Origin of the sequence: Streptomyces sp. NPDC091377 (assembly GCF_044757045.1) — a bacterium.
Classification (GTDB): Bacteria; Actinomycetota; Actinomycetes; order Streptomycetales; family Streptomycetaceae; genus Streptomyces.
The window spans coordinates 155,694-174,200 of the sequence record NZ_JBIVUE010000002.1; the positions used below are offsets into that span (position 1 = coordinate 155,694).

An 18,507-nucleotide genomic window follows, 5' to 3' on the forward strand; every position below is an offset into this window, starting at 1 on the left:
GGCGGGCCCCGCCGGGCTCAGCGGCGGAGACTCAGGGTCCAGCGTGGAGTCCGGTGGCTCCGAGGCGCGGCTCGTGGTTCAGCGGTACAGGCCCGACGACAGCATGTCCTGGAGCTTGCGCCGCATCGCGTGCGGGCCCAGCGCGCGGGCCCGCAGCGCGTCGAACATCTTCGCCCTGCGGTCCACCATCTGGTCGTCGTCGATGGCCAGACTGCCGTCGAAGCCCTCCATGCACGCGATCGTCGGCAGCAGCCGGCTCTCGAAGTCGAAGACCGTGGTGGACCCCAGCTCCACCGGTACCCCGAACCGGCCGAGTTCGGCCAGGCGGAGCTGGTAGCGGGGATTGCGGGTCAGCTCGATCAGATGCTGGACCTGCCCCCGCATGATGTCCACCGACCCGATGGGCCGCCGCAGCGCCGCCTCGTCCACCACCGCGATCAGCGTCTTGCCGGGCGCGGCGGCGAACCGCTGCTGCCGCTTGGCCCGGAAGTCCACCAGATCGTCGTGCGCGCTGACGGGGCCCCGCCCGCGCTCGATCAGCGCGCGGGCGTACTCCGGGGTCTGCAGCAGTCCGTACAGGTACTGGGATTCATACGACCGGATGCGCTGGGCCATGTCCTCGAAACTGACCACGGCCTGAAGGTACTTGGGGGTGATCGCCGACCAGGGCTGCCACCAGGCGGCCTCCTTGGCCACCTGGGACAGCTCCAGCAACTCCTCCTGATCGCCCCGGTGCTCGATCCGGTACACCGCGAACAGGCGCAGCAGATCCTGTTCCTTGGCGGGGATGCTGCCGGACTCGATCCGGCTCACCTTGGACGACGAGACCCCCAGCCGCTTCGCGACCTCCTCCAGTTTCAGCCCCGCGAGGTTCCTGCGGTGGCGCAGCGCGTTGCCCAGCACCATGCGCGAGGCGGACGGGGCCGTCTCGTTCTGGAGGTAGCGCACGGCCCCCCTGCGCCCCGCCTTCGGGCCGTTGCCCTCCTCGGGTTCCGTGGTGTCCGGCACCTGCTTGACCACCTGTGCTCCTTGAGTCCCGGTACGTCTCGTCACTTCCTCGGCACACATAGTGCATGCCCGGCATCGGTGTGGAGCGGGATTCGCAAAAGAGTCCAATACCGCGCACACACCCGACCCGTGAGCCGATTCCCCAGGCCGTCCCCTCAGGAGTACGAGACGGAACGGGCTCCGGTCAATGTGGCGCGCTGTGACGGAAGTTGACGCATGAGGCGGATGGGACGGCCGTGCCGATCGCCGGCCGGCCCACCGGCGGACCGCGACCGGGGTACGTCGGGTTCCGGCCACACGGTACGCCGTCCCGTCACGCCGCGTTGAGCGCGACCGTCGGATGCAGCCGGGAGGCCCGCACCGCGGGATAGAGACCCGCGAGCACCCCGATGAGCAGGGTGGCGGAGAAACCGGCCGCCAGGGACCACGGCGGCACCACCGGCCGCCAGTCCTGGGCGAGGGCGAAGCCGTAGGTGGCGGCCGTGCCCAGCAGGGCGCCGGACGCCCCGCCCAGGGCCGACAGGAGCAGGGACTCCATGAGGAACTGGGTGCGGATCGCGCTTCTCGTGGCGCCCAGGGCCCGGCGCAGCCCGATCTCCTGACGCCGTTCCAGGACCGAGATCACCATGGTGTTGGCGACCCCCACCCCGCCGACCAGCAGGGCCACCGCCCCGAGGCCCAGCATCAGGGTGGTCAGCCCCTTGTCGGTGGCCGCCTTCGCGGCGAGCGCGTCCGAGGGCCGGGAGACCTTGATGTACCCCTCGGAACCGGGGCTGATCGAGCGGGCCAGCACCGCCCGCACCTCCTCGACCGTATGGTCCGGGGAGCGCTCGAAGATCATCGAGGGATGGCCGTCGAAGCCGAAGTACCGCTCGGCCGCCGGGAAGCCGACCAGCGCCACCCGGTCCAGCTGGGGGACCAGTTCGACGGGCCGCAGGACTCCGACCACCACCACGTACCGATCACCCATCATGATCTTCTCGCCCGGCGCGGCGACGCCCAGCCGCTCGGCGGCGATCGCGCCGAGCACCGTGACCGGCAGACGTTCCCCGGCCCTGTCCAGCCAGACCCCCCGGGCCACCTCGGCGCCCAGGGCCGACAGCAGGTCGGTGCGGGCCGCCTGCGCGGAGACCGCCGCCGTCCGTTCCTCGGGCACCGCGTCGCTGCGGCGGATCCTGACATCGACGTACCCGGTCGCGCTGGCGTGCTGGACCGGGCCGATCCGCTCCACCATCGCCACCGCCGACTTGGGCAGCTTCACCACGTTCCCGTCCCGGTCCTTGCCGGTCTCGGCGGTGAGCAGATTGGTGCCGAGCCGGTCCAGCCGGGCCATCAGGTCCGCCTTGCTGGAGTGCGAGAGGCCCACCACGGCGACCATCGTGGCGATCCCGATGGCGATGCCCAGGGCCGACAGCACCACCCGGGCACGACGGGCCCGCAGCCCGACGGCGCCGAGCCGCAGGACGTCCCGGGGCGGCAGCCGGGACGGAACCGGCCGGCGCGGACGGTCCGCCGGGGTCCGGCGGCGGGTGGGTCGAACGGTCCTCATCGTGCCTCCCCGGCACCGGAGGGGCTGGAGGAAGGGGCGGGCGGATGCGTGGAGTCCGCCACGATCAGCCCGTCCCGGAACCGGATCCGGCGGGGCAGCGAGGCCGCGATCCCGGTGTCGTGGGTGATGACGCAGATCGTGGTGCCCGCCGCGTTCAGCTCGTGCAGCAACTCCATCACGATCTCCCCGGACGCCGTGTCCAGCGCCCCCGTCGGCTCGTCCGCCAGCAGCAGATCCGGGGCGCCCACCAGCGCGCGGGCGATGGCCACCCGCTGCTTCTCGCCGCCGGACAGCTCGGTGGGCCGATGCCCCAGCCGGTGCCCGAGACGGACCCGCTCCAGCGCGGTACGGGCGCGGGCGCGCCGCTCCTTGAGCGGCACCCCGGCGTACAGCAGCCCGTCGGCGACGTTGTCCACCGCGCTGCGGCCCGCCGCCAGATGGAAGTGCTGGAAGACGAACCCGATGTGCCGGGCGCGCAGCGCGGACAGCTCACGGTCGCCGAGTCCACCGACCTCGTGCCCGGCCACCCGGACCGTGCCCGAGGTCGGCCGGTCGAGGGTGCCGATCACCTGTAGCACCGTCGACTTGCCGGACCCCGACGGCCCGACGATCGCCAGCAGTTCACCGGCGCGCACGGTGAGGCTCACCCCGCGCAGGGCGTGCACCCCACCGGCGTACGCCTTGGTGACCTCGCGCAGTTCCACGACGAGCGGGGCGGGGACGGTCATGAGCGGGGCGGGGACCGTCATGAGCGGGCCACCCCCACCTTCAGGCCCTCCTCGATCTCCGCGCCGCTGACCTCGATCAACCCGTCCGCGGTCATCCCGGTCTCCACCCGCACCATCCGGGTCACCGAGCCCTCCACGACCTCCAGGCCGTAGCCGCCGTCCGCGCCGCGCAGGGCGACGACCGCCTCCACCGGGACGGCGAGGACGTCCTCGCGGCTCTCGCTGACGAACCGTACGTTCGCGGTGGCCTTCTGGTCCTCCTCGGCGACCGCGTCCGCCCCGCCGTCCAGGGTGATCTCGACCGTGATGCCGTCCGGCGCCCCGGTCTCGGCCGCGTCCTCCGGCAGGGCCGTACCGCTGACCCGGCCCCGCTCGGTCCTGCCGCTGGGCAGGGTCACCTCGACCCGGGTGCCCTTGGCGGTGAGCGACACCTCTCTCTGGTCCAGGGTCGCGCGGACGACGGGCTCGGTGGACGCGACCGTGAGCACGGGCGCGTCGGGCCCGACCTGGTCGGCGAGGGCCGCGTCGGCCCGTACGACGGTGACCTCCTGCGGCTGGAAGACGACATCGCCCCGGCCCACCCGCCCGGACGGGGTGCGGTTCAGGGTCGTCTGCCACCGCTTGACGGCGGCCTCGGTGGCCCGGTCGAAGCGCGGGTCCACATACAGGCCCGAGCCGTGGCCGAGGGCGACCAGATTCCGCTCCAGCTGGAGCACATCGCTGCCCCGGTCACCGGCCTTCATCTCGCGGAAGGCGGGCACCGGCCCGTACAGCAGGGAGACCGGTTTGTCGTCCCGCTCGTAGAGGGCCTCGCCCCGGGTGACCGTGGCCCCCTCCCGCGCGGCGACCGTCACCGTGCCCTCGACGGGCGACTTGACGGGCCGCCGCTGCGCGAAGTCGAGCTGTCCGTCGACGGTGGTCGACTGCACGAGATCGGTGCGGGTGACGGAGGCGGTCGCGCGGGGCGTCCCGTCCCGGCCGTCACCGGCGCCGTCGGCGCCGTCGACGTACACCAGCGCGCCCGCGCCCAGCGCCGCGGCGGCCACCGCGGCGCTCCCCATGAGAATTCCGGTACGGCGTCGCATCTACTGCATCCCGTCCAGGCCCTCAAGGAGCTTGTCCCTGCACGCCTCGCGGGCCTCCTTGTACCCGGGGGACTCCGTGTCGATCACCGGGCTGGCGGGGCTCGGGTCGCCGCCGGGCATGACCCCGCCGCCGGACATGGTGGGATCCGTGAACCGGGAGACCCCGTTCTCGCGCATGCAGGTGGCGTGCGCGAGCATCGACTCGAAGTCCTTCTGGGTGTCGCGCGCCGGCTCCAACTCCATCGCGTCGGACATCTCCGGGAAGCAGACGCCGTCCTTGCCGCCCTTGTACTCCTCGCCGCCGCCGTTCGGATCGACCACCTCGTCGATGCTCGGCCAGTCGAGATAGCCGCTCAGCCGGGGATCGGGGAAGTCCTTCACCCCGCCCTTGGTGCGCATGCACAGGACGTACTTCATCTGCGCGTCGTAGAAGGCGCCCTTGCCCTGGGAGCCGGAGCCGTCCGCGGAGGACTCGGAGGATGACGAGGAGGAGGAGGGGGTGCCGTCGCCGGACGGGCCTTTCCCCTTCGGCTCGTCGGGCACGGAGGCGATCCGGTCGTCCTTGTCCGCGCCGGAGTCGCCGCCGCAGGCCGTGGTGAGGGCGAGCAGGGGGACGGCCAGGGCCGCGACGAGGCGCAGCCGCCGGGCCGGCCGTGAGGTGCTGCGAAGGTTCATGAGCACCACCGTCGACGGCCAGGATGGTGGCCGGTCCATGGCCGCATGATGAGCAGGTAACAATGCGCCCGGCACCGCCCCCGAACCTTCCCACCGGCCCTGAGCAGCGCAAACCGTCACGCATAATCGGCTGCATGCCCCAAGTGCTGCTGATCGAGGATGACGTCTCCGTGCGCGACGGCATGGAACTGGTGCTGCGCCGGCACGGCTACGACGTCCACACCGCCGCCACCGGTGAGAGCGCCCTCGCGCTGCTGGCCGGGCCCGCGCCCGTCGAGATCGCCGTGCTCGACCTGATGCTGCCCGGCATCGACGGGTTCGAGGTGTGCCGCCGGCTGCGGGCCCTGGGCTCCACCGTCCCGGTCATCATGCTGACCGCGCGCGGCGACGACAGCGACATCGTGCGGGGCCTGGAGGCGGGCGCCGACGACTATGTGGTCAAGCCGGTGACCGCGCCGGTCCTGGAGGCCCGGATCCGGGCCGCGCTGCGGCGCGCGGAACCCACCCGCGACGCCCGGGGCGAGAACCACGCGGGGCTGGCCATCGACCGCGCCGGGCTCACCGTCACCAAGCGCGGTACGGCCGTCGCCCTGCCCCCCACCGAACTGCGGGTCCTGCTGGAGCTGTCCGCCTCGCCCGGCCGGGTCTTCAGCCGGGAGCAACTGCTGAGGTCGGTCTGGGACCACGGGTTCCTCGGGGACTCACGCCTGGTGGACGCCGCCGTGGGACGGCTCCGCGCCAAGATCGAGGACGTCCCGGCCAAGCCGCGGTACATACAGACCGTGCGCGGGTTCGGCTACCGGTTCGGGCCGGTGTGAGCGGCCCGGACGGGCAGCCGCCCACGGGAGGTCCGGGGCCCGGCCATGAGGCGCCCGCCGCACTCCCCGAGCCCGGCCGCGAGGGCCTCGCCGGATCCGCGGAGCCCCGCCGGGCCCGCCGGGGACGGGTCTTCGGCGGTCTCCGGGCGCGGCTGGTCGTGGCCTTCGTCCTCGTCGCGCTCGTCAGCGCCGTCACCGCGACCGCGCTGGCCTACCGCGAGTCCCGTACGGCCGTGCTCCAGCGCAAGCAGGACGCTGTGCAGGACGACTTCCGTACCCGGGTCGAGCAGGCGGCGGTCGGCTTCGACATCCCGCCCGACGAGGTGTCCCTCACCGAGTTCGCCTCCGGCATCGCGGACGGCCTCGGCAAGGACGCCGTGGTCGTCGCCCAGTACCGCTCCCTCACCGTGTCCTCCGACACCGGCGCCGACCGCTCACGCATCACCCCCGCGCTGCGCGGCGCGGTGCGCGACGAGAACCGGATGAGCTTCCAGCGCGTGGAGCGGCGGGGTGTGCCGTACCTGGTCGTCGGCACGCCCGTCACCTTCGACTCCGGCACCCCCTCCGGTCTCGACGTCTTCGCCATCGCCTCCCTGCGTGCCGAGCGCGACGACACGGCCGGGATGGTGGACGCCGTGCGCGACGGGCTCGCCCCGGTGGTCCTGCTCGCCGCGGTCCTCGCGCTGTTCGCCGCGCGGACCGTGCTGCGTCCGGTCCGCGAGCTGGGCCGGTCCACCAGGAAGCACGCGGCCGGTGACCTCAGCAGCCGGGTCCGGGTCCGGGGCAACGACGAACTCGCCCGGCTCGCCGGTGACTTCAACGACACGGCCGACGCGCTGGAGCGCTCGGTCGGTGAGCTGCGCGACCAGGAGGCACGGGCGAAACGCTTCGTCGCCGACGTCTCCCATGAACTGCGCACCCCGCTCGCCGCGATGGCCATGGTCACCACCGTCCTGGACGAGGAGGCGGAACGTCTCCCGCCGGACGCGGCCCGCGCCGCCCGCACGGTCAGCGAGGAGACCGCCCGGCTGACCCGGCTCGTGGACGATCTCATGGAGATGTCCCGCTTCGACTCGGGCGCCGCCCGGCTGCGTCGCGCGGACACGGACCTCGCCGAGGCCGTCCGCGCCACCCTCTCGCTGCGCGGCTGGACCGACCGGGTCCGCACCGCGCTGCCGGACGGCGTACGTGCCTCGGTGGACCGGCGCAGGATCGATGTGATCGTCGCCAACCTCGTCGGCAACGCGCTGCGGCACGGCGCCGACCCGGTGACCGTCACCCTCACCGCCGATCCGGCGGCCGACCTGATCACCGTCGAGGTCACCGACCACGGCCCCGGTCTGCCGCCCGAGACCCTCGCCCGGGTCTTCGACCGCTTCTACAAGGCGGACACCGCCCGCGCCCGCTCCGAGGGCAGCGGCCTGGGCACGGCCATCGCCCTGGAGAACGCCCGGCTGCACGGCGGCACCATCGACGCGGCCGACCGGCCCGGCGGCGGCGCGGCCTTCACCCTGCGACTGCCCTGGCGGCACCCGTCCGAGGAGGACCGATGACCCGATGGGGCAGCCGTACGGCGACGGCGCTGACGGCGCTGTCCGTGACCCTGCTCGCGGGCTGCGGCGTACGGCCCACCGGGGTCCTGGACGGCGGTGCGTCGGCCGGTGGCCTCACCAAGGGCCTGCGCCTCTACTTCGTCTCCCAGTCCGGACGGCTGGAGGCCGTCTCCCGGCCCGGTGTCGAGGTGTCCCGGCTCACCGACCCGAAGAGCGTCCTCAAGTTCCTGCTGGAGGGCCCCACGCAGGCGGAGCGCGAGGCGGGCCTGTCCACCCTGCTCGACCGGGCCGAGTACGACGTGACCGTCAAGGGGGAGACCGTCGCGGTCACCATCGGGGGCCGCATCCTCGACCCCTCCTCCCTGGAGGACCGCAACCTCACCGGTCAGCTGGTGTGCAGTGTGGCGCGGGTGCGGGCCATGACGGACGGTACCGGGGAGACCCGGACGGACGACGTCCCCGTGCTCGTCCAGGCGCAGAGCAACGGCAGCGGCCCCGGGGACCTCGCCGGTACCCATGTGTGCTCGGACTTTCTGCGGACGGTGTGAGGTGCGGGTGCGGGTGCCGGTGGCGGTGGCGCTCGGGTGCGGGTGCGGGGGCTCGGGGGCTCGGAGGTGTCCGGTGTCGCGGTGTTGTGGTGCGCTGATGCGAGGGGACGGCACTCGGTGCCGTCCCTCGCATCAGTCGCCGCGGGTCAGCTGCCGTTGCCGCTCGCGGCGGCGTGGCCGGCGCTGACCGCGCCGTAGAACGGCATCGCGAGGGTGCTGAAGATGTCGGCGGTGCCGGGGCCGCCGGGGTTCTTCCAGTCGCGCAGCAGCTCGGAGATCACACCGACGGTGCTGTTGAGGGTGGCACCGGCGTTCTGGAGACGCAGCAGTGAGGTCTCGCGGGCGAGCTTGTTGGTGGTGCCCGAGGCGTCGGTCACGGCGTGGACCTTGTAGCCGCGGCCGAGGGCGGACAGCGAGGCGAACATCAGGCAGACGTCCGTGATGACGCCGGCGATGACCAGGTTGGGCCGGTCCATGGCGCGGACGGCGGCGTCGAACGCCGGGTCGTCGAAGGCGTCGACCTCACCGCTGCGGTGGATGAGCGGGGCGCCGTCGGGCAGTTCGCGCACCAGCTCGGGGAGCAGGGGGCCGTTGGGGCCCTGCGGGGCCGAGGTGGTGGCGACGATCGGCAGGCCGAACACCTTGGCGGTACGGGCGAGCGCCTGGGCGTTGCGGCGGACCTCGTTCTGGTCGTGGTCCTGGACGCCGACGATCAGCCCGGTCTGGTGGTCGACCAGCAGGATCCCGGTGTTCTCCGGGGTGAGCCGGTCGGTGAGGTAGCTGTTGTCGCTCATGGTGGTGGATTCCTCGTTCCGTGTGGCGCAGTGAGGCGCTGTGAGGCGCTTCCGTGCGCTTTCTGTCGCGCTTCTCGGTGCGCTTTCCGCTGCACTTCTTGTTGCGTGCGCAATCATCCAAACGGTGGAGTGGGGGTTTCCATTCCGGTGGAACGGTTCAGGTGGCGTGAGCTACGTCACTGCTCCGCGCCGACGTCCGGGGCGAGCCGCGCCAGCAGGCCCTGGAGCGCCACCAGGTCGTCGTCGGAGATCCGGGAGGAGAAGGTCTTCTCGACCACCTCCGCGTTGGTCCGCACGGCCGCCCTCAGCAGGGTGCGCCCCTCGTCGGTGAGGCGGATCAGCGCGCCCCGCTGGTCCTCCGGGACGGGGGTGCGGGTGAGCAGTCCGCGCCGGGCCAGCCGGTCGCACATCCTGCTCACCGCGCTCTGTGTCACCACCGTGCGCTTCCCGAGATCCTTGAGCCGGACCCCGTCCAGGGGGATGTTCACCAGCGTGTCGAACTCACTCACCGACAGCCGGTGCCGATCGTCCAGCGCGCGGGCGATCTCCGTCAGCACCCGCTGATGAACCTCCATGAACGACCGCCACACCCCGACCTTGAACGCCCGGGACACGACCGGCCCGCTTTCCGGCATCTGCACTCCTCACACGACGAAACCCGCACCATTCTCCGGCACCGGCGCCGCGAGGGTCGCGCGCGGGCCGACGAGGGGTGCGGGGTGTCGTCGCCGCCCGGCCGCGGTCAGCCGCCGGCCAGCGCCTCCGTCGGGGAGAGGCGCGAGGCGCGGATCGCCGGGTAGAGGCCGGCCAGGGCGCCGATGGTGAGGGTGGTGGTGACGCCCCCCAGCAGCGCCCAGGGCGGGACGACCGTCGGCCAGCCCTGGTAGAGGGTGTAGCCGGTGGTGGCCGCCGTGCCCAGGACGGCGCCGCCGAGCCCGCCCAGTGCCGACAGGAGCAGGGACTCCGCGAGGAACTGGGTACGGATCTGGCCGCGGGTGGCGCCCAGCGAGCGGCGCAGTCCGATCTCCGCGCGGCGCTCCAGCACGGAGATCACCATGGTGTTGGCGACCCCGACCCCGCCGACGAGCAGGGCCACCGCGCCCAGCCCCAGCAGCAGTCCGGTGAAGGCCCGGCCCGCGGCCTGTTTGGCGGCGAGCGCGTCGGAGGGGCGGGAGACGGTGACCTCGTTGGGCGCCTCGGGATTGGCCGTACCGGCCAGGACGGAGGCGACCTGCTCGACGTCGGCGTCCGCGGAGCGGGTGTAGAGGGTGGTCGGGTGTCCGCCGAAGTCCAGCTCCTGCTCCGCCGCCGCCCAGCCCATCAGCGCCGCCGTGTCCAACTCCGGTGCCAGCGGGGCCGGTTCGAGGATGCCCACCACGGTGAACCAGCGGTCGCCGATCAGTACCCGTGTCTCGGCGGTGGCGCGGCCGATGCCGAGCCGTTCGGCCGCGGTCGCGCCGAGCACGGTGGCCGGGTAGCGGCTCGTCGCCGCGTTGAGCCAGACACCGCTGCGCAGCCTCGCGCGGACCGTGGACAGGACGTCGGTGCGTACGGCGTAGGGCGCGAGACCGTTGTTCTCCGCCTCGGGGATCCTCCCGTTGCGGTAGATGTTCGTCTTCGGCACCTTGCCGACGGCCGACACCGCGTCCACCGGACGGATCCGGCCGATCATGGACTCGGCGGTCTTCGGGAGACTGGCCGTCCCGCCGACCAGTGTCTCCCCGGGGGTGACGGTCAGCAGATTGGTGCCCAGCGCGTCCAGGGTGTGGTCGAGGTCGGCGCGGGACGACGACGAGATACCGACCACCGCCACCATCGCCGCGATACCGATGGCGATGCCGAGGGCGGACAGGAAGGCCCGCAGCGGGCGGGTGCGCAGCCCCACCCCGCCGACCCTCAGCACATCGCCGGGCCGCATCCGGGCCGGCCGCGGCTCCTCGACGGCCATGGCCTGACGGGTCGTGGGATCAGGGGTCAGGGACGCGCCGGTCATGGGCCGGCCGTTCATGGGCTCGCGGGTCATGGGCTCACCTCCGGGGCGTGGACGTCGTCCCGTGCGGAGTCGGTGACCACCCGCCCGTCCAGCATCCGCACCTGCCGTGGCAGTCCGTCGGCGAGGGCCCGCTCGTGGGTGATGATGACGACGGTGGTGCCCCCGGCGTGCAGGTCGCGCAGCAACCGCATCACTTCCGCCCCGGACACCGAGTCGAGGGCGCCGGTCGGTTCGTCGGCGAGCAGCAGCGCCGGTTCGCCGGCCACCGCGCGGGCGATGGCCACCCGTTGGCGCTCGCCGCCGGACAGTTCGTGCGGCTCGTGGTCCAGACGGTGCCCGAGGCCCACCCGTCGCAGCACCGCCTCCGCCCTGCGGCGCCGTTCACCGGCGCGCAGTCCTGAGTAGAGGAGCCCGTCGGCGACGTTGTCGAGCGCCGGGGTGCCGGCGGCGAGGTGGAACTGCTGGAAGACGAAGCCGATCCGGGAGGCCCGCAGCGCGGACAGCCCGGCGTCGGAGAGCGCGCCGATGTCATGGCCGCCGAGGTGCACGGTGCCGGAGGTGGGCCGGTCGAGGGTGCCGAGGAGGTTGAGCATGGTCGACTTGCCGGAGCCCGACGGGCCCACGATGCCGACGAGTTCCCCGGGCCCGATGCGCAGACTGACCTCGCTCAGCGCGACGACCCCGCCGGGATAGGTCTTGGTGACCCGGTCCAGGGTGATCACTTGGGCATCCCGACCTTCAGGCCCTCGGTGATCCCGTCGCCGGTGATCTCCACCCGGCCGTCGGCGAAGAGGCCCGTCGTGACCGGTACGTACCGGGAGGTCGAGCCCTCGACGACCTCCACCCCGAAGCCGCCCTCGGCCAGGGTGAGCAGCGCGGCGACCGGCACGGTGAGGACCCCCTCACGCTCGCCGGCGGTGAAGTCGACGCCCACCGCGCCCAGATCGAAGGCGGCGGCGGCCTTCACGGCCTTCGCGCCCTTCAGCTTCACGACCAGCCGGATCTTCGTCTGCGCCTGTTCGTCGGGTCCGTCGCCCTCCTCGATCACGGTGGAGACCTTGTCGATGACACCCCCCACCTCCCGGCCGTCCGGGAGTACGACGCCGACCGCGGCGTCCTCCTCGGCCAGCCGCTGGTCGCCGGGGTCGAGGTCGACCGAGACGACCTTGGTGGTGCCGGTGTACGTCAGCACCTCCTGGCCGGGGGCGGTCTGCTCGCCCTTCGCGGCCGAGACCCCGTCCACCCGGACGGCGCCGTCGGCGAAGACCACCCGGCCCAGGTCCACGACACCGGTCTCCGTCAGGCCCAGGTCCTCCTGCCACTGGCCGACGGCCGCCGCGGTGCCGGTGGTGTACTCCCGGTCGACGGTGAACCCGCCGTAGCCGAGCGCGTCCAGGTTCTTCTCCAACTGCTCGACGTCCTTGCCTTCCGTGCCCGCCTTCAGCGCGCGATAGGCGGGCATCGAGCCGTACATCAGCGTCACCGGCCGGTCGTCCACCGTGAACAGGGCCCGCCCGCGGGTGACTTCGGCGCCGGCCGACGGTACGGCGGTGAGGGTGCCGGCCACCCGGCTGACCGCCCCGGCGGTGGAGCCGTAGCCGAGTTCGCCGTCCTCGCGCTGGGCGTCGTTGAGCGTCCCGCGCGTGACGGGGGCGGTCCTCGGCGGCAACTCGCCCGCCTGCCCGCCGTCTTCGCCGCGCCCGCCGCTGTCGAGCAGGGCGAACGCCAGGGCACTGCCCGCGGCCATGACGACAAGCACGACCGCCGCGTGCCGTGCCCGCCGCTGACGCCCCCGCCGGGGAACCGTCCCCTCCCCGGCGGGCGCGGAGGGATCCACACCGCGCTCGTTCACCCCTCCTCCTGGGAGTTCAGGTCGCTCTTGCCGCCGCCGGGGAGGAGGCCCTTGCAGGTTTCGTCGGCCTTCTTGAAGTCGGGGTCGTCCTGGAGGGAGCGGTCCATCTGGAGGCCGCCGCCGGGGATCGGGTCGGGGAAGTCGTCCACGCCGTTCTTGCGCATGCACTGCGCGTACTTCCGCAGCCTCTCCTCCGTCTCCTTGCCGACCCTGTCGTTCGCCCCGTTCTCGACGGGCTCGTACTGGCGGCACGCCTCCATGGCCTTCTCGGCCTTCGACCTGTCGACACCGTCCATGTCCAGGTCGAAGCCCTCACCGGGCTTGGGGTCGGCCATGTCGACGCCGTTCTCGCGCATGCACTCGGCGAACTTCTGGGCCGTCTCCTCCTGGCCGAGACCGGGTTCGGCGCCGGTGCTGTTGCCGCCCTTCCTGTCCCCGCCCGCCGAGGCGACCCCGCCGTCGCCGCCGTCGTTCCCTCCACAGCCCGTCAGAGCCAGGACGGCCGCGAGCGGCAGCGCCACCAGCGCGGCCCGGGTCCGTGTACGTACCGGTTCCATCAGGTCATCCATCCCTCTCGGGCCGGCCGGACGCCGGCTCCCGAGGGTGATGCAACCGGGACGTGTGTTAACCCACTGTTACCGCCCGGCGGTCGGGATCACTAACAGAAAGGAACACCCCGTTCTGTGACCATGGCCCGGGGGCCTCTCGTGCCGCAGGGGGAGCGGCCCGCCCCGAGCGGAGGGAACACGGAGCATGCGGGTGCTGGTGGTCGAGGACGAGGCGATGCTCGCCGACGTGATCGCGGAGTGGCTGCGCGACGAGGCCCATGCCGTGGACGTGGTCCACGACGGACTGGCCGCGCTGGAGCGCCTCGACGTGAACGACTACGACCTGGTGGTGCTGGACCGGGATCTCCCCCGGCTGCACGGGGACGAGGTGTGCCGCCGTCTCGTCGGTTCCGGCTCGGACACCCGGGTCCTGATGCTCACTGCCTCGGCCGAGGTCACCGACCGGGTGGCGGGCCTGTCTCTCGGCGCCGACGACTACCTCACCAAACCGTTCGCGCTGCCCGAACTCGCCGCCCGTGTCCTGGCCCTCGGCCGCCGCTCCCGTCCGGTCACCACCCCGGTCCTGCATCGCACGGGCATCACCCTCGACCCCGCCCGGATCGAGGTCTTCCGCGACGGGCGCAAGGTCGCCCTGGCCAGGAAGGAGTTCGCCGTCCTCGCCGAACTGCTCCGCGCGGACGGGGCCGCGGTCTCCACCGAGCGGCTGCTGGAGAAGGTCTGGGACGAGCACACCGACCCCTTCACGGGCGTGGTCCGGGTGACCGTGCTCAAGCTCCGCCGCAAACTCGGCGAACCCCCCGTCATCGAGACCGTCACAGGAGTCGGGTACCGCATCCCATGAACGTGCCGAGCACGACCACGTCCCGTCGGCCGCGCCCCGGCCGTATCACCCTGCGGGCCCGGCTCACCCTGGTCCACGGACTGCTGTTCCTGGTCGCGGGGGTGCTGCTGCTGGGCACCACCTACGCCCTGTTCAACCAGCGCCTCCAGGCCGACATCAGCAGGACCGAGGTCAGCTCCCCGTCCGCGCCGTCGGGCGGCGGGCCGACGCGCTCGGCGGGGCCCACCCTCACCGGCCCGGACGGACGCACCTACACCGGCGACGACGCCCAGCGGTTCCTCCAGGACACCCAGGACGACCTGCACGCCGCCGCGACCACCTCACTCATCACCCAGGGCGGCATCGCGCTGCTGATCGTCGGCGGTGTGGCGGCCGGACTGGGCTGGCTGATCGCGGGCCGCGTGCTGGACCCCCTGCACCGGGTCACCGACACCGCCCGGCGGATCGCGGCGGCCCCCGCCGCCGACCGGGGCCTGCACGAACGTATCGCGCTGGGCGGCCCGGACGACGAGGTGAAGGACCTGGCCGACACCTTCGACGCGATGGTCGAACGCCTCGACCGCTCCTTCGACGGCCAGCGCCGCTTCGTCGCCAACGCCAGCCACGAACTGCGCACACCCCTGGCCCTGCACCGCGCCCTGGTCGAGATGGCCATGCACCGCCGCACCGCCTCGGACGACGTCAGACGACTCGGCACCGACCTGCTGGACATCAACACCCGGCAGGAGAAGCTGATCGCCGGTCTCCTGCTGCTGGCCGGGGCGGAGAACCACCTTCCCGAACCCCATCCGGTGGACCTGGCCGACATCGCCGCCCATGTGATCGTCCAGAGCGGTCCCGAGGCCCGAAGGGCCGGGATCACCGTGACCCACGCCTGCGAGACCGCCCCCACCCGCGGCGACGTCCTGCTCCTGGAACGGGCAGTCCAGAACCTGGTGGAGAACAGCATCCGGCACAACGTCGAGCGCGGCGGTCACGTCCATGTCACCACCCGCACCGACACCGACGGCACCGTGGTGGTCGAGGTCGGCAACTCCGGCCCCACCGTGGCCCCGTACGAGATACCCACCCTCTTCGAACCGTTCCGCCGACTGGGCACCGAACGCCTGGTGACCGCCAAGGGCGCCGGTCTCGGCCTCTCCATCGTGCGGACGATCGTCCACGCGCACCAGGGCACGGTGACCGCCGTCCCCCGCGACTCCGGCGGGCTGACCGTCACCGTGACCCTGCCCATGACACCGCTGTCCGCTCCGGGAGAGCCGTCCGACGGGACGCCGTAGGGTCACCCGCGCGCGAGGTCGTCGCCCCCGTGCCCCCGACCGGCGGCGGACCCGTCCAGGAAGATCCGGTCCAGCCGGTAGTCGGCGTCCTCGGCGGCGTCGGGGTGACCCACCGGAAGACGGACCCGACCACCCCGTGAAGCACCGGTGAAAACCCTGTGGAGGAGGGGGCGGCGCCACCCCTTATGCTGCGGCGAAACGATCAAGCAGGACCAGGGGAGGCGCGGCATGTTGGGGAAGCTGTTCGGCAGGGGTGCGGAGAGACCGCCGGCGGATCCGCACGCGATTCCCGTCCGGGGCAGACGGCGCAACGGGACGTACCTGCTGATCGCGCTCGGCGACATCCGGGTGCTGGGCCTGGTGGAGGCGGCCGAGGCGGGGGACTGGGAGGCGGTCAAGGCGGCCTGCGCCCCCTTCGACCTCGGTCGCGACCACCGGGTCCTGGGCGAACTGACCGATCTGGACGGCGTACAGGACTGGATCGGCCGGGCCGTCGCGGAGGACAAGGAGCACCGGGCGACCGCCCTGCTGATCTCCGGGGCCCGCCACATCCACTGGGGCTGGGAGGCCCGCACCGCCGCACGGGCCGTCCACGTCACACGCGACCAGTGGCGGGTCTTCCACGAACGCCTCCAGATCGCCGAGGAACACCTCCTGGAGGCCGCCGAACTGCGGCCCGAGTGGATCACCCCCTGGCGTCAGCTCCTCACCTCCGGCCGCGGCATGTCGCTGGGCCGTGTCGTCAACGAGAACCGGCTCGACGCCGCCCTGCGCCGCGACCCCCTGGACCTGGAGACCCACGTCGCGTGGCTGTCGTACCTCCAGCCCCGGTGGAACGGCGAGCCCGGACAGGCCCTCGCGTACGCCCGTGAGGTGGCGGCCCGCGCGCCCGAGGGGCATCGCCTCGGCTGTGTCATCGCCATGGCCCACATCGAGGAGTGGGTGGAGTCCGACGACGGCGAGTGCCTCGACACCCCTGAGATCCAGGAGGAGTTGAGGGAGGCGGCCCGCCGCAGCATCCTCCACCCGGCCTACGAGCGCGGCCCGGGCTGGCAGCACGACTTCAACACCTTCGCCATGGCCCTGTCGCTGGCCTCCGAGAGCGTGGTCACCTCCCGCGTCTTCCACGCACTGGACGGCGCCCGCACCGAATGGCCCTGGGAGTACATGCCGGAGCCGGAGAAGGCGTACGCCCGCTTCCGACGCCACGCCTGAGCCGCCGCCCGGCGTCCGCCCCCCCCGGGGCCCCGCGAGCCCGCCCGGCCACCGGCCCGCCGCCTCGCCGCCCCGCCCGCCCGGCACCCGGTCACCTCGACCCCTCGTGCCGCCCCCTCCCGCTCACCGACCACCCACCCCGGACTGCCCGATGCCTCTGCGCCGCACCGCCCCCGACTCGCCCGACGCCGACCGTACGTTCCAGGTCGATCTGCGCGGCCTGGTCGATCTCCTCTCCCACCACCTCTACTCCAGCCCCCGCGTCTACCTGCGCGAACTCCTCCAGAACGCCGTGGACGCGCTGACCGCCCGGCACACCCTCGAACCCACCGCGCCCGCCGACGCGTTCGGGATCCGCCTGTACGCCGACGGGGCGGTGGTCCGCGTCGAGGACGACGGCGTCGGGCTCACCGAAGCCGACGTACACACCTTCCTCGCCACCATCGGCCGCAGCAGCAAACGCGCCGAGCGGATCGCCGAACAACGCGGCGACTTCATCGGCCAGTTCGGCATCGGACTGCTCTCCTGCTTCCTCGTCGCCGACGAGATCCACGTCCTGAGCCGCTCCGCCCGCACCCCCGACGCCCCCGTCGTGGAGTGGCGCGGACGCGGCGACGGCAGTTACACCGTCCGCACCCTGCCCTCCTCCGCCCGCCCCCGCCCCGGCACCACCGTCACCCTGACCCCGCGCGCCGACGCCGGAGGATGGACCCGCCCGGCCCAGGTGCACGAACTGGCCCGGCACTTCGGCTCCCTGCTGCGGCACCCGGTCACCTTCGACGACGGCACCGGCGGCCCGGGCGTCCCCGTCAACCCCGAACCCGCCCCCTGGGCCCAGGTCCACCCCACCCCCGGCGCCCGCTCCCGGGCGCTGGCCGCCTACGGCGAGGAGGTCTTCGGGTTCACCCCGCTCGACACCATCGAGCTGGACCTCCCGGCCGTCGGCCTCAAGGGCATCGCCTGTGTCCTCGCCGAGCAGGTGCCCACCGGGCGCCGCACCGGCCACCGCGTCCACATCAAGGGCATGCTGCTGTCCGAACAGGCCGAGGAGATCCTCCCGGAGTGGGCCTTCTTCGTCCGCTGCGTGGTCGACGCCGAGAGCCTGCGGCCCACCGCCTCCCGCGAATCCCTCTACGAGGACGACACCCTCGCCGCGGTCCGCGGCGCCCTCGCCGAACGACTGCGCGCATGGATCGCCCGCATCGCCGCCAGCGACCCGGACCTGCTCGCCCGCTTCCTCCACGCCCACCACCTGGCCGTGAAGTCGCTCGCCGTGCACGACGACGAGATCCTGCGCATGCTGCTGCCCTGGCTGCCGTTCGAGACCACGGACGGCCACACCACCCTGGACGAGTTCGCCCGCACCCACCCCACCGTGCTCGTCACCTCCAGCGTGGAGGAGTTCCGGCAGGTCGCCGCCATCGCCTCGGCCGCCGGGCTCGGCGTCGTCAACGGCGGCTACACCTACGACCGCGACCTCGTCCACCGGCTCCCCGAACTGCGGCCCGAGGTGACCGTCGCCGACCTCGATCCGGCGACCCTCACCGCCCATCTCGACCCCGTCGACCGGGAGACGGAACTGGCCGCCAGCCCCTATCTCACCCTGGCCCGCGAGGCCCTCGCCGTCTTCGACTGCGACGTGGCGCTGCGCACCTTCCACCCCGCCTCGGCCCCCGCACTCCTCCTCGACCACCGCGAGGCACGGCACGAGCGCACCCGCTCCCGCCTCGCCCGCGAGCAGCAGGGCGGAGTGTGGGGCGACATCCTCGGCGCCCTGCGCCACGAGGCACCACGCGCCCAGCTCATCCTCAACCAGCTCAACCCGCTGGTCCGCACCGCCGTCGCCATCGACGAGCCGGAACTGGCCCGCACCAGCGCCGAAGCCCTCTACGGGCAGGCCGCGATGCTCTCCCGGCGCCCCCTCAGGCCCGCCGAGTCGAGCCTCATCAACCGCTCCTTCCTCGACCTCCTCGCCCACGCCCTCCGCAAGGACAGCTGA

Annotated in this window: 18 protein-coding genes; 7 read left to right on the forward strand and 11 right to left on the reverse strand. The window is 73.0% G+C overall.

The genetic code is table 11. From position 1 onward, the window contains the following. Positions 1–78 precede the first annotated feature (78 nt). The 5 genes from ACIQNG_RS04930 to ACIQNG_RS04950 form a co-directional block, all read right to left on the reverse strand. On the reverse strand, positions 79–1,020 hold the full coding sequence (locus ACIQNG_RS04930; protein ID WP_401431240.1) for a helix-turn-helix domain-containing protein: 942 nt from the start codon (positions 1,018–1,020) through the stop codon (positions 79–81). Positions 1,021–1,321: 301 nt separating this feature from the next. Next, on the reverse strand, positions 1,322–2,557 hold the full coding sequence (locus ACIQNG_RS04935; RefSeq protein ID WP_401482629.1) for an ABC transporter permease: 1,236 nt from the start codon (positions 2,555–2,557) through the stop codon (positions 1,322–1,324). After that, positions 2,554–3,306 carry an ABC transporter ATP-binding protein gene (locus tag ACIQNG_RS04940; protein ID WP_401431234.1) on the reverse strand — a complete coding sequence of 251 codons (753 nt, stop codon included), beginning with the start codon at positions 3,304–3,306 and terminating at the stop codon, positions 2,554–2,556. Before ACIQNG_RS04940 ends, ACIQNG_RS04935 begins: the two co-directional genes overlap by 4 nt. Next, positions 3,303–4,370 carry an efflux RND transporter periplasmic adaptor subunit gene (locus tag ACIQNG_RS04945; protein ID WP_401482630.1) on the reverse strand — a complete coding sequence of 356 codons (1,068 nt, stop codon included), beginning with the start codon at positions 4,368–4,370 and terminating at the stop codon, positions 3,303–3,305. The genes ACIQNG_RS04940 and ACIQNG_RS04945 overlap by 4 nt, the downstream gene beginning before the upstream one ends. Further along, positions 4,371–5,045, reverse strand: coding sequence for a hypothetical protein (locus ACIQNG_RS04950; RefSeq protein ID WP_401482631.1), 675 nt, complete (start codon positions 5,043–5,045; stop codon positions 4,371–4,373). 134 nt (positions 5,046–5,179) lie between these two features. Between ACIQNG_RS04950 and ACIQNG_RS04955 the strand changes: the two genes are divergently transcribed. Genes ACIQNG_RS04955 through ACIQNG_RS04965 form a run of 3 tightly spaced genes read left to right on the forward strand, consistent with a single transcriptional unit; the run spans position 5,180 to position 7,964 of the window. Next, complete coding sequence (locus tag ACIQNG_RS04955) at positions 5,180–5,863, forward strand: response regulator transcription factor (RefSeq protein WP_401431226.1); 684 nt, start codon at positions 5,180–5,182, stop codon at positions 5,861–5,863. Next, entirely contained in the window at positions 5,860–7,416 is a 1,557-nt protein-coding gene (locus ACIQNG_RS04960) for an ATP-binding protein (RefSeq protein ID WP_401482632.1), read from the forward strand. Before ACIQNG_RS04955 ends, ACIQNG_RS04960 begins: the two co-directional genes overlap by 4 nt. Beyond that, entirely contained in the window at positions 7,413–7,964 is a 552-nt protein-coding gene (locus tag ACIQNG_RS04965) for a hypothetical protein (protein WP_401482633.1), read from the forward strand. Before ACIQNG_RS04960 ends, ACIQNG_RS04965 begins: the two co-directional genes overlap by 4 nt. Before the next feature lie 146 nt (positions 7,965–8,110). On the opposite strand, the gene ACIQNG_RS04970 is transcribed toward ACIQNG_RS04965, so the two are convergent. The 6 genes from ACIQNG_RS04970 to ACIQNG_RS04995 all read right to left on the reverse strand — a co-directional run bounded on the left by ACIQNG_RS04970 (position 8,111) and on the right by ACIQNG_RS04995 (position 13,160). Beyond that, positions 8,111–8,758 carry an isochorismatase family protein gene (locus ACIQNG_RS04970; RefSeq protein WP_401482634.1) on the reverse strand — a complete coding sequence of 216 codons (648 nt, stop codon included), beginning with the start codon at positions 8,756–8,758 and terminating at the stop codon, positions 8,111–8,113. Between the two features lie 176 nt (positions 8,759–8,934). Beyond that, positions 8,935–9,393, reverse strand: coding sequence for a MarR family winged helix-turn-helix transcriptional regulator (locus ACIQNG_RS04975; protein ID WP_401482635.1), 459 nt, complete (start codon positions 9,391–9,393; stop codon positions 8,935–8,937). A 107-nt stretch (positions 9,394–9,500) separates the two neighbouring features. Beyond that, a complete protein-coding gene (locus ACIQNG_RS04980; protein WP_401483035.1) occupies positions 9,501–10,706 on the reverse strand; it encodes an ABC transporter permease in 1,206 nt (401 codons plus the stop codon). Positions 10,707–10,777: 71 nt separating this feature from the next. Continuing rightward, positions 10,778–11,473 carry an ABC transporter ATP-binding protein gene (locus ACIQNG_RS04985; protein WP_401482636.1) on the reverse strand — a complete coding sequence of 232 codons (696 nt, stop codon included), beginning with the start codon at positions 11,471–11,473 and terminating at the stop codon, positions 10,778–10,780. Next, positions 11,470–12,603, reverse strand: a complete 1,134-nt coding sequence (locus ACIQNG_RS04990) for a peptidoglycan-binding protein (protein WP_401482637.1) — start codon at positions 12,601–12,603, stop codon at positions 11,470–11,472. The genes ACIQNG_RS04985 and ACIQNG_RS04990 overlap by 4 nt, the downstream gene beginning before the upstream one ends. After that, positions 12,600–13,160 carry a hypothetical protein gene (locus ACIQNG_RS04995; RefSeq protein WP_401482638.1) on the reverse strand — a complete coding sequence of 187 codons (561 nt, stop codon included), beginning with the start codon at positions 13,158–13,160 and terminating at the stop codon, positions 12,600–12,602. Before ACIQNG_RS04995 ends, ACIQNG_RS04990 begins: the two co-directional genes overlap by 4 nt. A gap of 196 nt (positions 13,161–13,356) precedes the next feature. Here ACIQNG_RS04995 and ACIQNG_RS05000 point away from each other — a divergent pair, with 196 nt between their 5' ends. The 4 genes from ACIQNG_RS05000 to ACIQNG_RS05015 all read left to right on the forward strand — a co-directional run bounded on the left by ACIQNG_RS05000 (position 13,357) and on the right by ACIQNG_RS05015 (position 18,507). Next, positions 13,357–14,013, forward strand: a complete 657-nt coding sequence (locus ACIQNG_RS05000; RefSeq protein WP_401482639.1) for a response regulator transcription factor — start codon at positions 13,357–13,359, stop codon at positions 14,011–14,013. Continuing rightward, entirely contained in the window at positions 14,010–15,293 is a 1,284-nt protein-coding gene (locus ACIQNG_RS05005; protein ID WP_401482640.1) for a sensor histidine kinase, read from the forward strand. The genes ACIQNG_RS05000 and ACIQNG_RS05005 overlap by 4 nt, the downstream gene beginning before the upstream one ends. Before the next feature lie 228 nt (positions 15,294–15,521). Continuing rightward, positions 15,522–16,508 (forward strand): hypothetical protein, encoded by a 987-nt coding sequence (locus tag ACIQNG_RS05010; RefSeq protein ID WP_401431195.1) that lies wholly within the window; start codon positions 15,522–15,524, stop codon positions 16,506–16,508. A 151-nt stretch (positions 16,509–16,659) separates the two neighbouring features. Beyond that, a complete protein-coding gene (locus ACIQNG_RS05015; RefSeq protein WP_401482641.1) occupies positions 16,660–18,507 on the forward strand; it encodes an HSP90 family protein in 1,848 nt (615 codons plus the stop codon).

Bases quoted from the DNA above. Each gene is read 5' to 3' on its own strand.
- ACIQNG_RS04950 (WP_401482631.1), bottom strand. From the start codon at position 5,045: ATGAACCTTCGCAGCACCTCACGGCCGGCCCGGCGGCTGCGCCTCGTC.
- ACIQNG_RS05005 (WP_401482640.1), top strand. From the start codon at position 14,010: ATGAACGTGCCGAGCACGACCACGTCCCGTCGGCCGCGCCCCGGCCGT.
- ACIQNG_RS04975 (WP_401482635.1), bottom strand. From the start codon at position 9,393: ATGCCGGAAAGCGGGCCGGTCGTGTCCCGGGCGTTCAAGGTCGGGGTG.
- ACIQNG_RS04940 (WP_401431234.1), bottom strand. From the start codon at position 3,306: ATGACGGTCCCCGCCCCGCTCATGACCGTCCCCGCCCCGCTCGTCGTG.
- ACIQNG_RS04965 (WP_401482633.1), top strand. From the start codon at position 7,413: ATGACCCGATGGGGCAGCCGTACGGCGACGGCGCTGACGGCGCTGTCC.
- ACIQNG_RS05015 (WP_401482641.1), top strand. From the start codon at position 16,660: ATGCCTCTGCGCCGCACCGCCCCCGACTCGCCCGACGCCGACCGTACG.
- ACIQNG_RS04945 (WP_401482630.1), bottom strand. From the start codon at position 4,370: ATGCGACGCCGTACCGGAATTCTCATGGGGAGCGCCGCGGTGGCCGCC.
- ACIQNG_RS04935 (WP_401482629.1), bottom strand. From the start codon at position 2,557: ATGAGGACCGTTCGACCCACCCGCCGCCGGACCCCGGCGGACCGTCCG.
- ACIQNG_RS04980 (WP_401483035.1), bottom strand. From the start codon at position 10,706: ATGGCCGTCGAGGAGCCGCGGCCGGCCCGGATGCGGCCCGGCGATGTG.
- ACIQNG_RS04995 (WP_401482638.1), bottom strand. From the start codon at position 13,160: ATGGAACCGGTACGTACACGGACCCGGGCCGCGCTGGTGGCGCTGCCG.
- ACIQNG_RS05010 (WP_401431195.1), top strand. From the start codon at position 15,522: ATGTTGGGGAAGCTGTTCGGCAGGGGTGCGGAGAGACCGCCGGCGGAT.
- ACIQNG_RS04970 (WP_401482634.1), bottom strand. From the start codon at position 8,758: ATGAGCGACAACAGCTACCTCACCGACCGGCTCACCCCGGAGAACACC.
- ACIQNG_RS04955 (WP_401431226.1), top strand. From the start codon at position 5,180: ATGCCCCAAGTGCTGCTGATCGAGGATGACGTCTCCGTGCGCGACGGC.
- ACIQNG_RS05000 (WP_401482639.1), top strand. From the start codon at position 13,357: ATGCGGGTGCTGGTGGTCGAGGACGAGGCGATGCTCGCCGACGTGATC.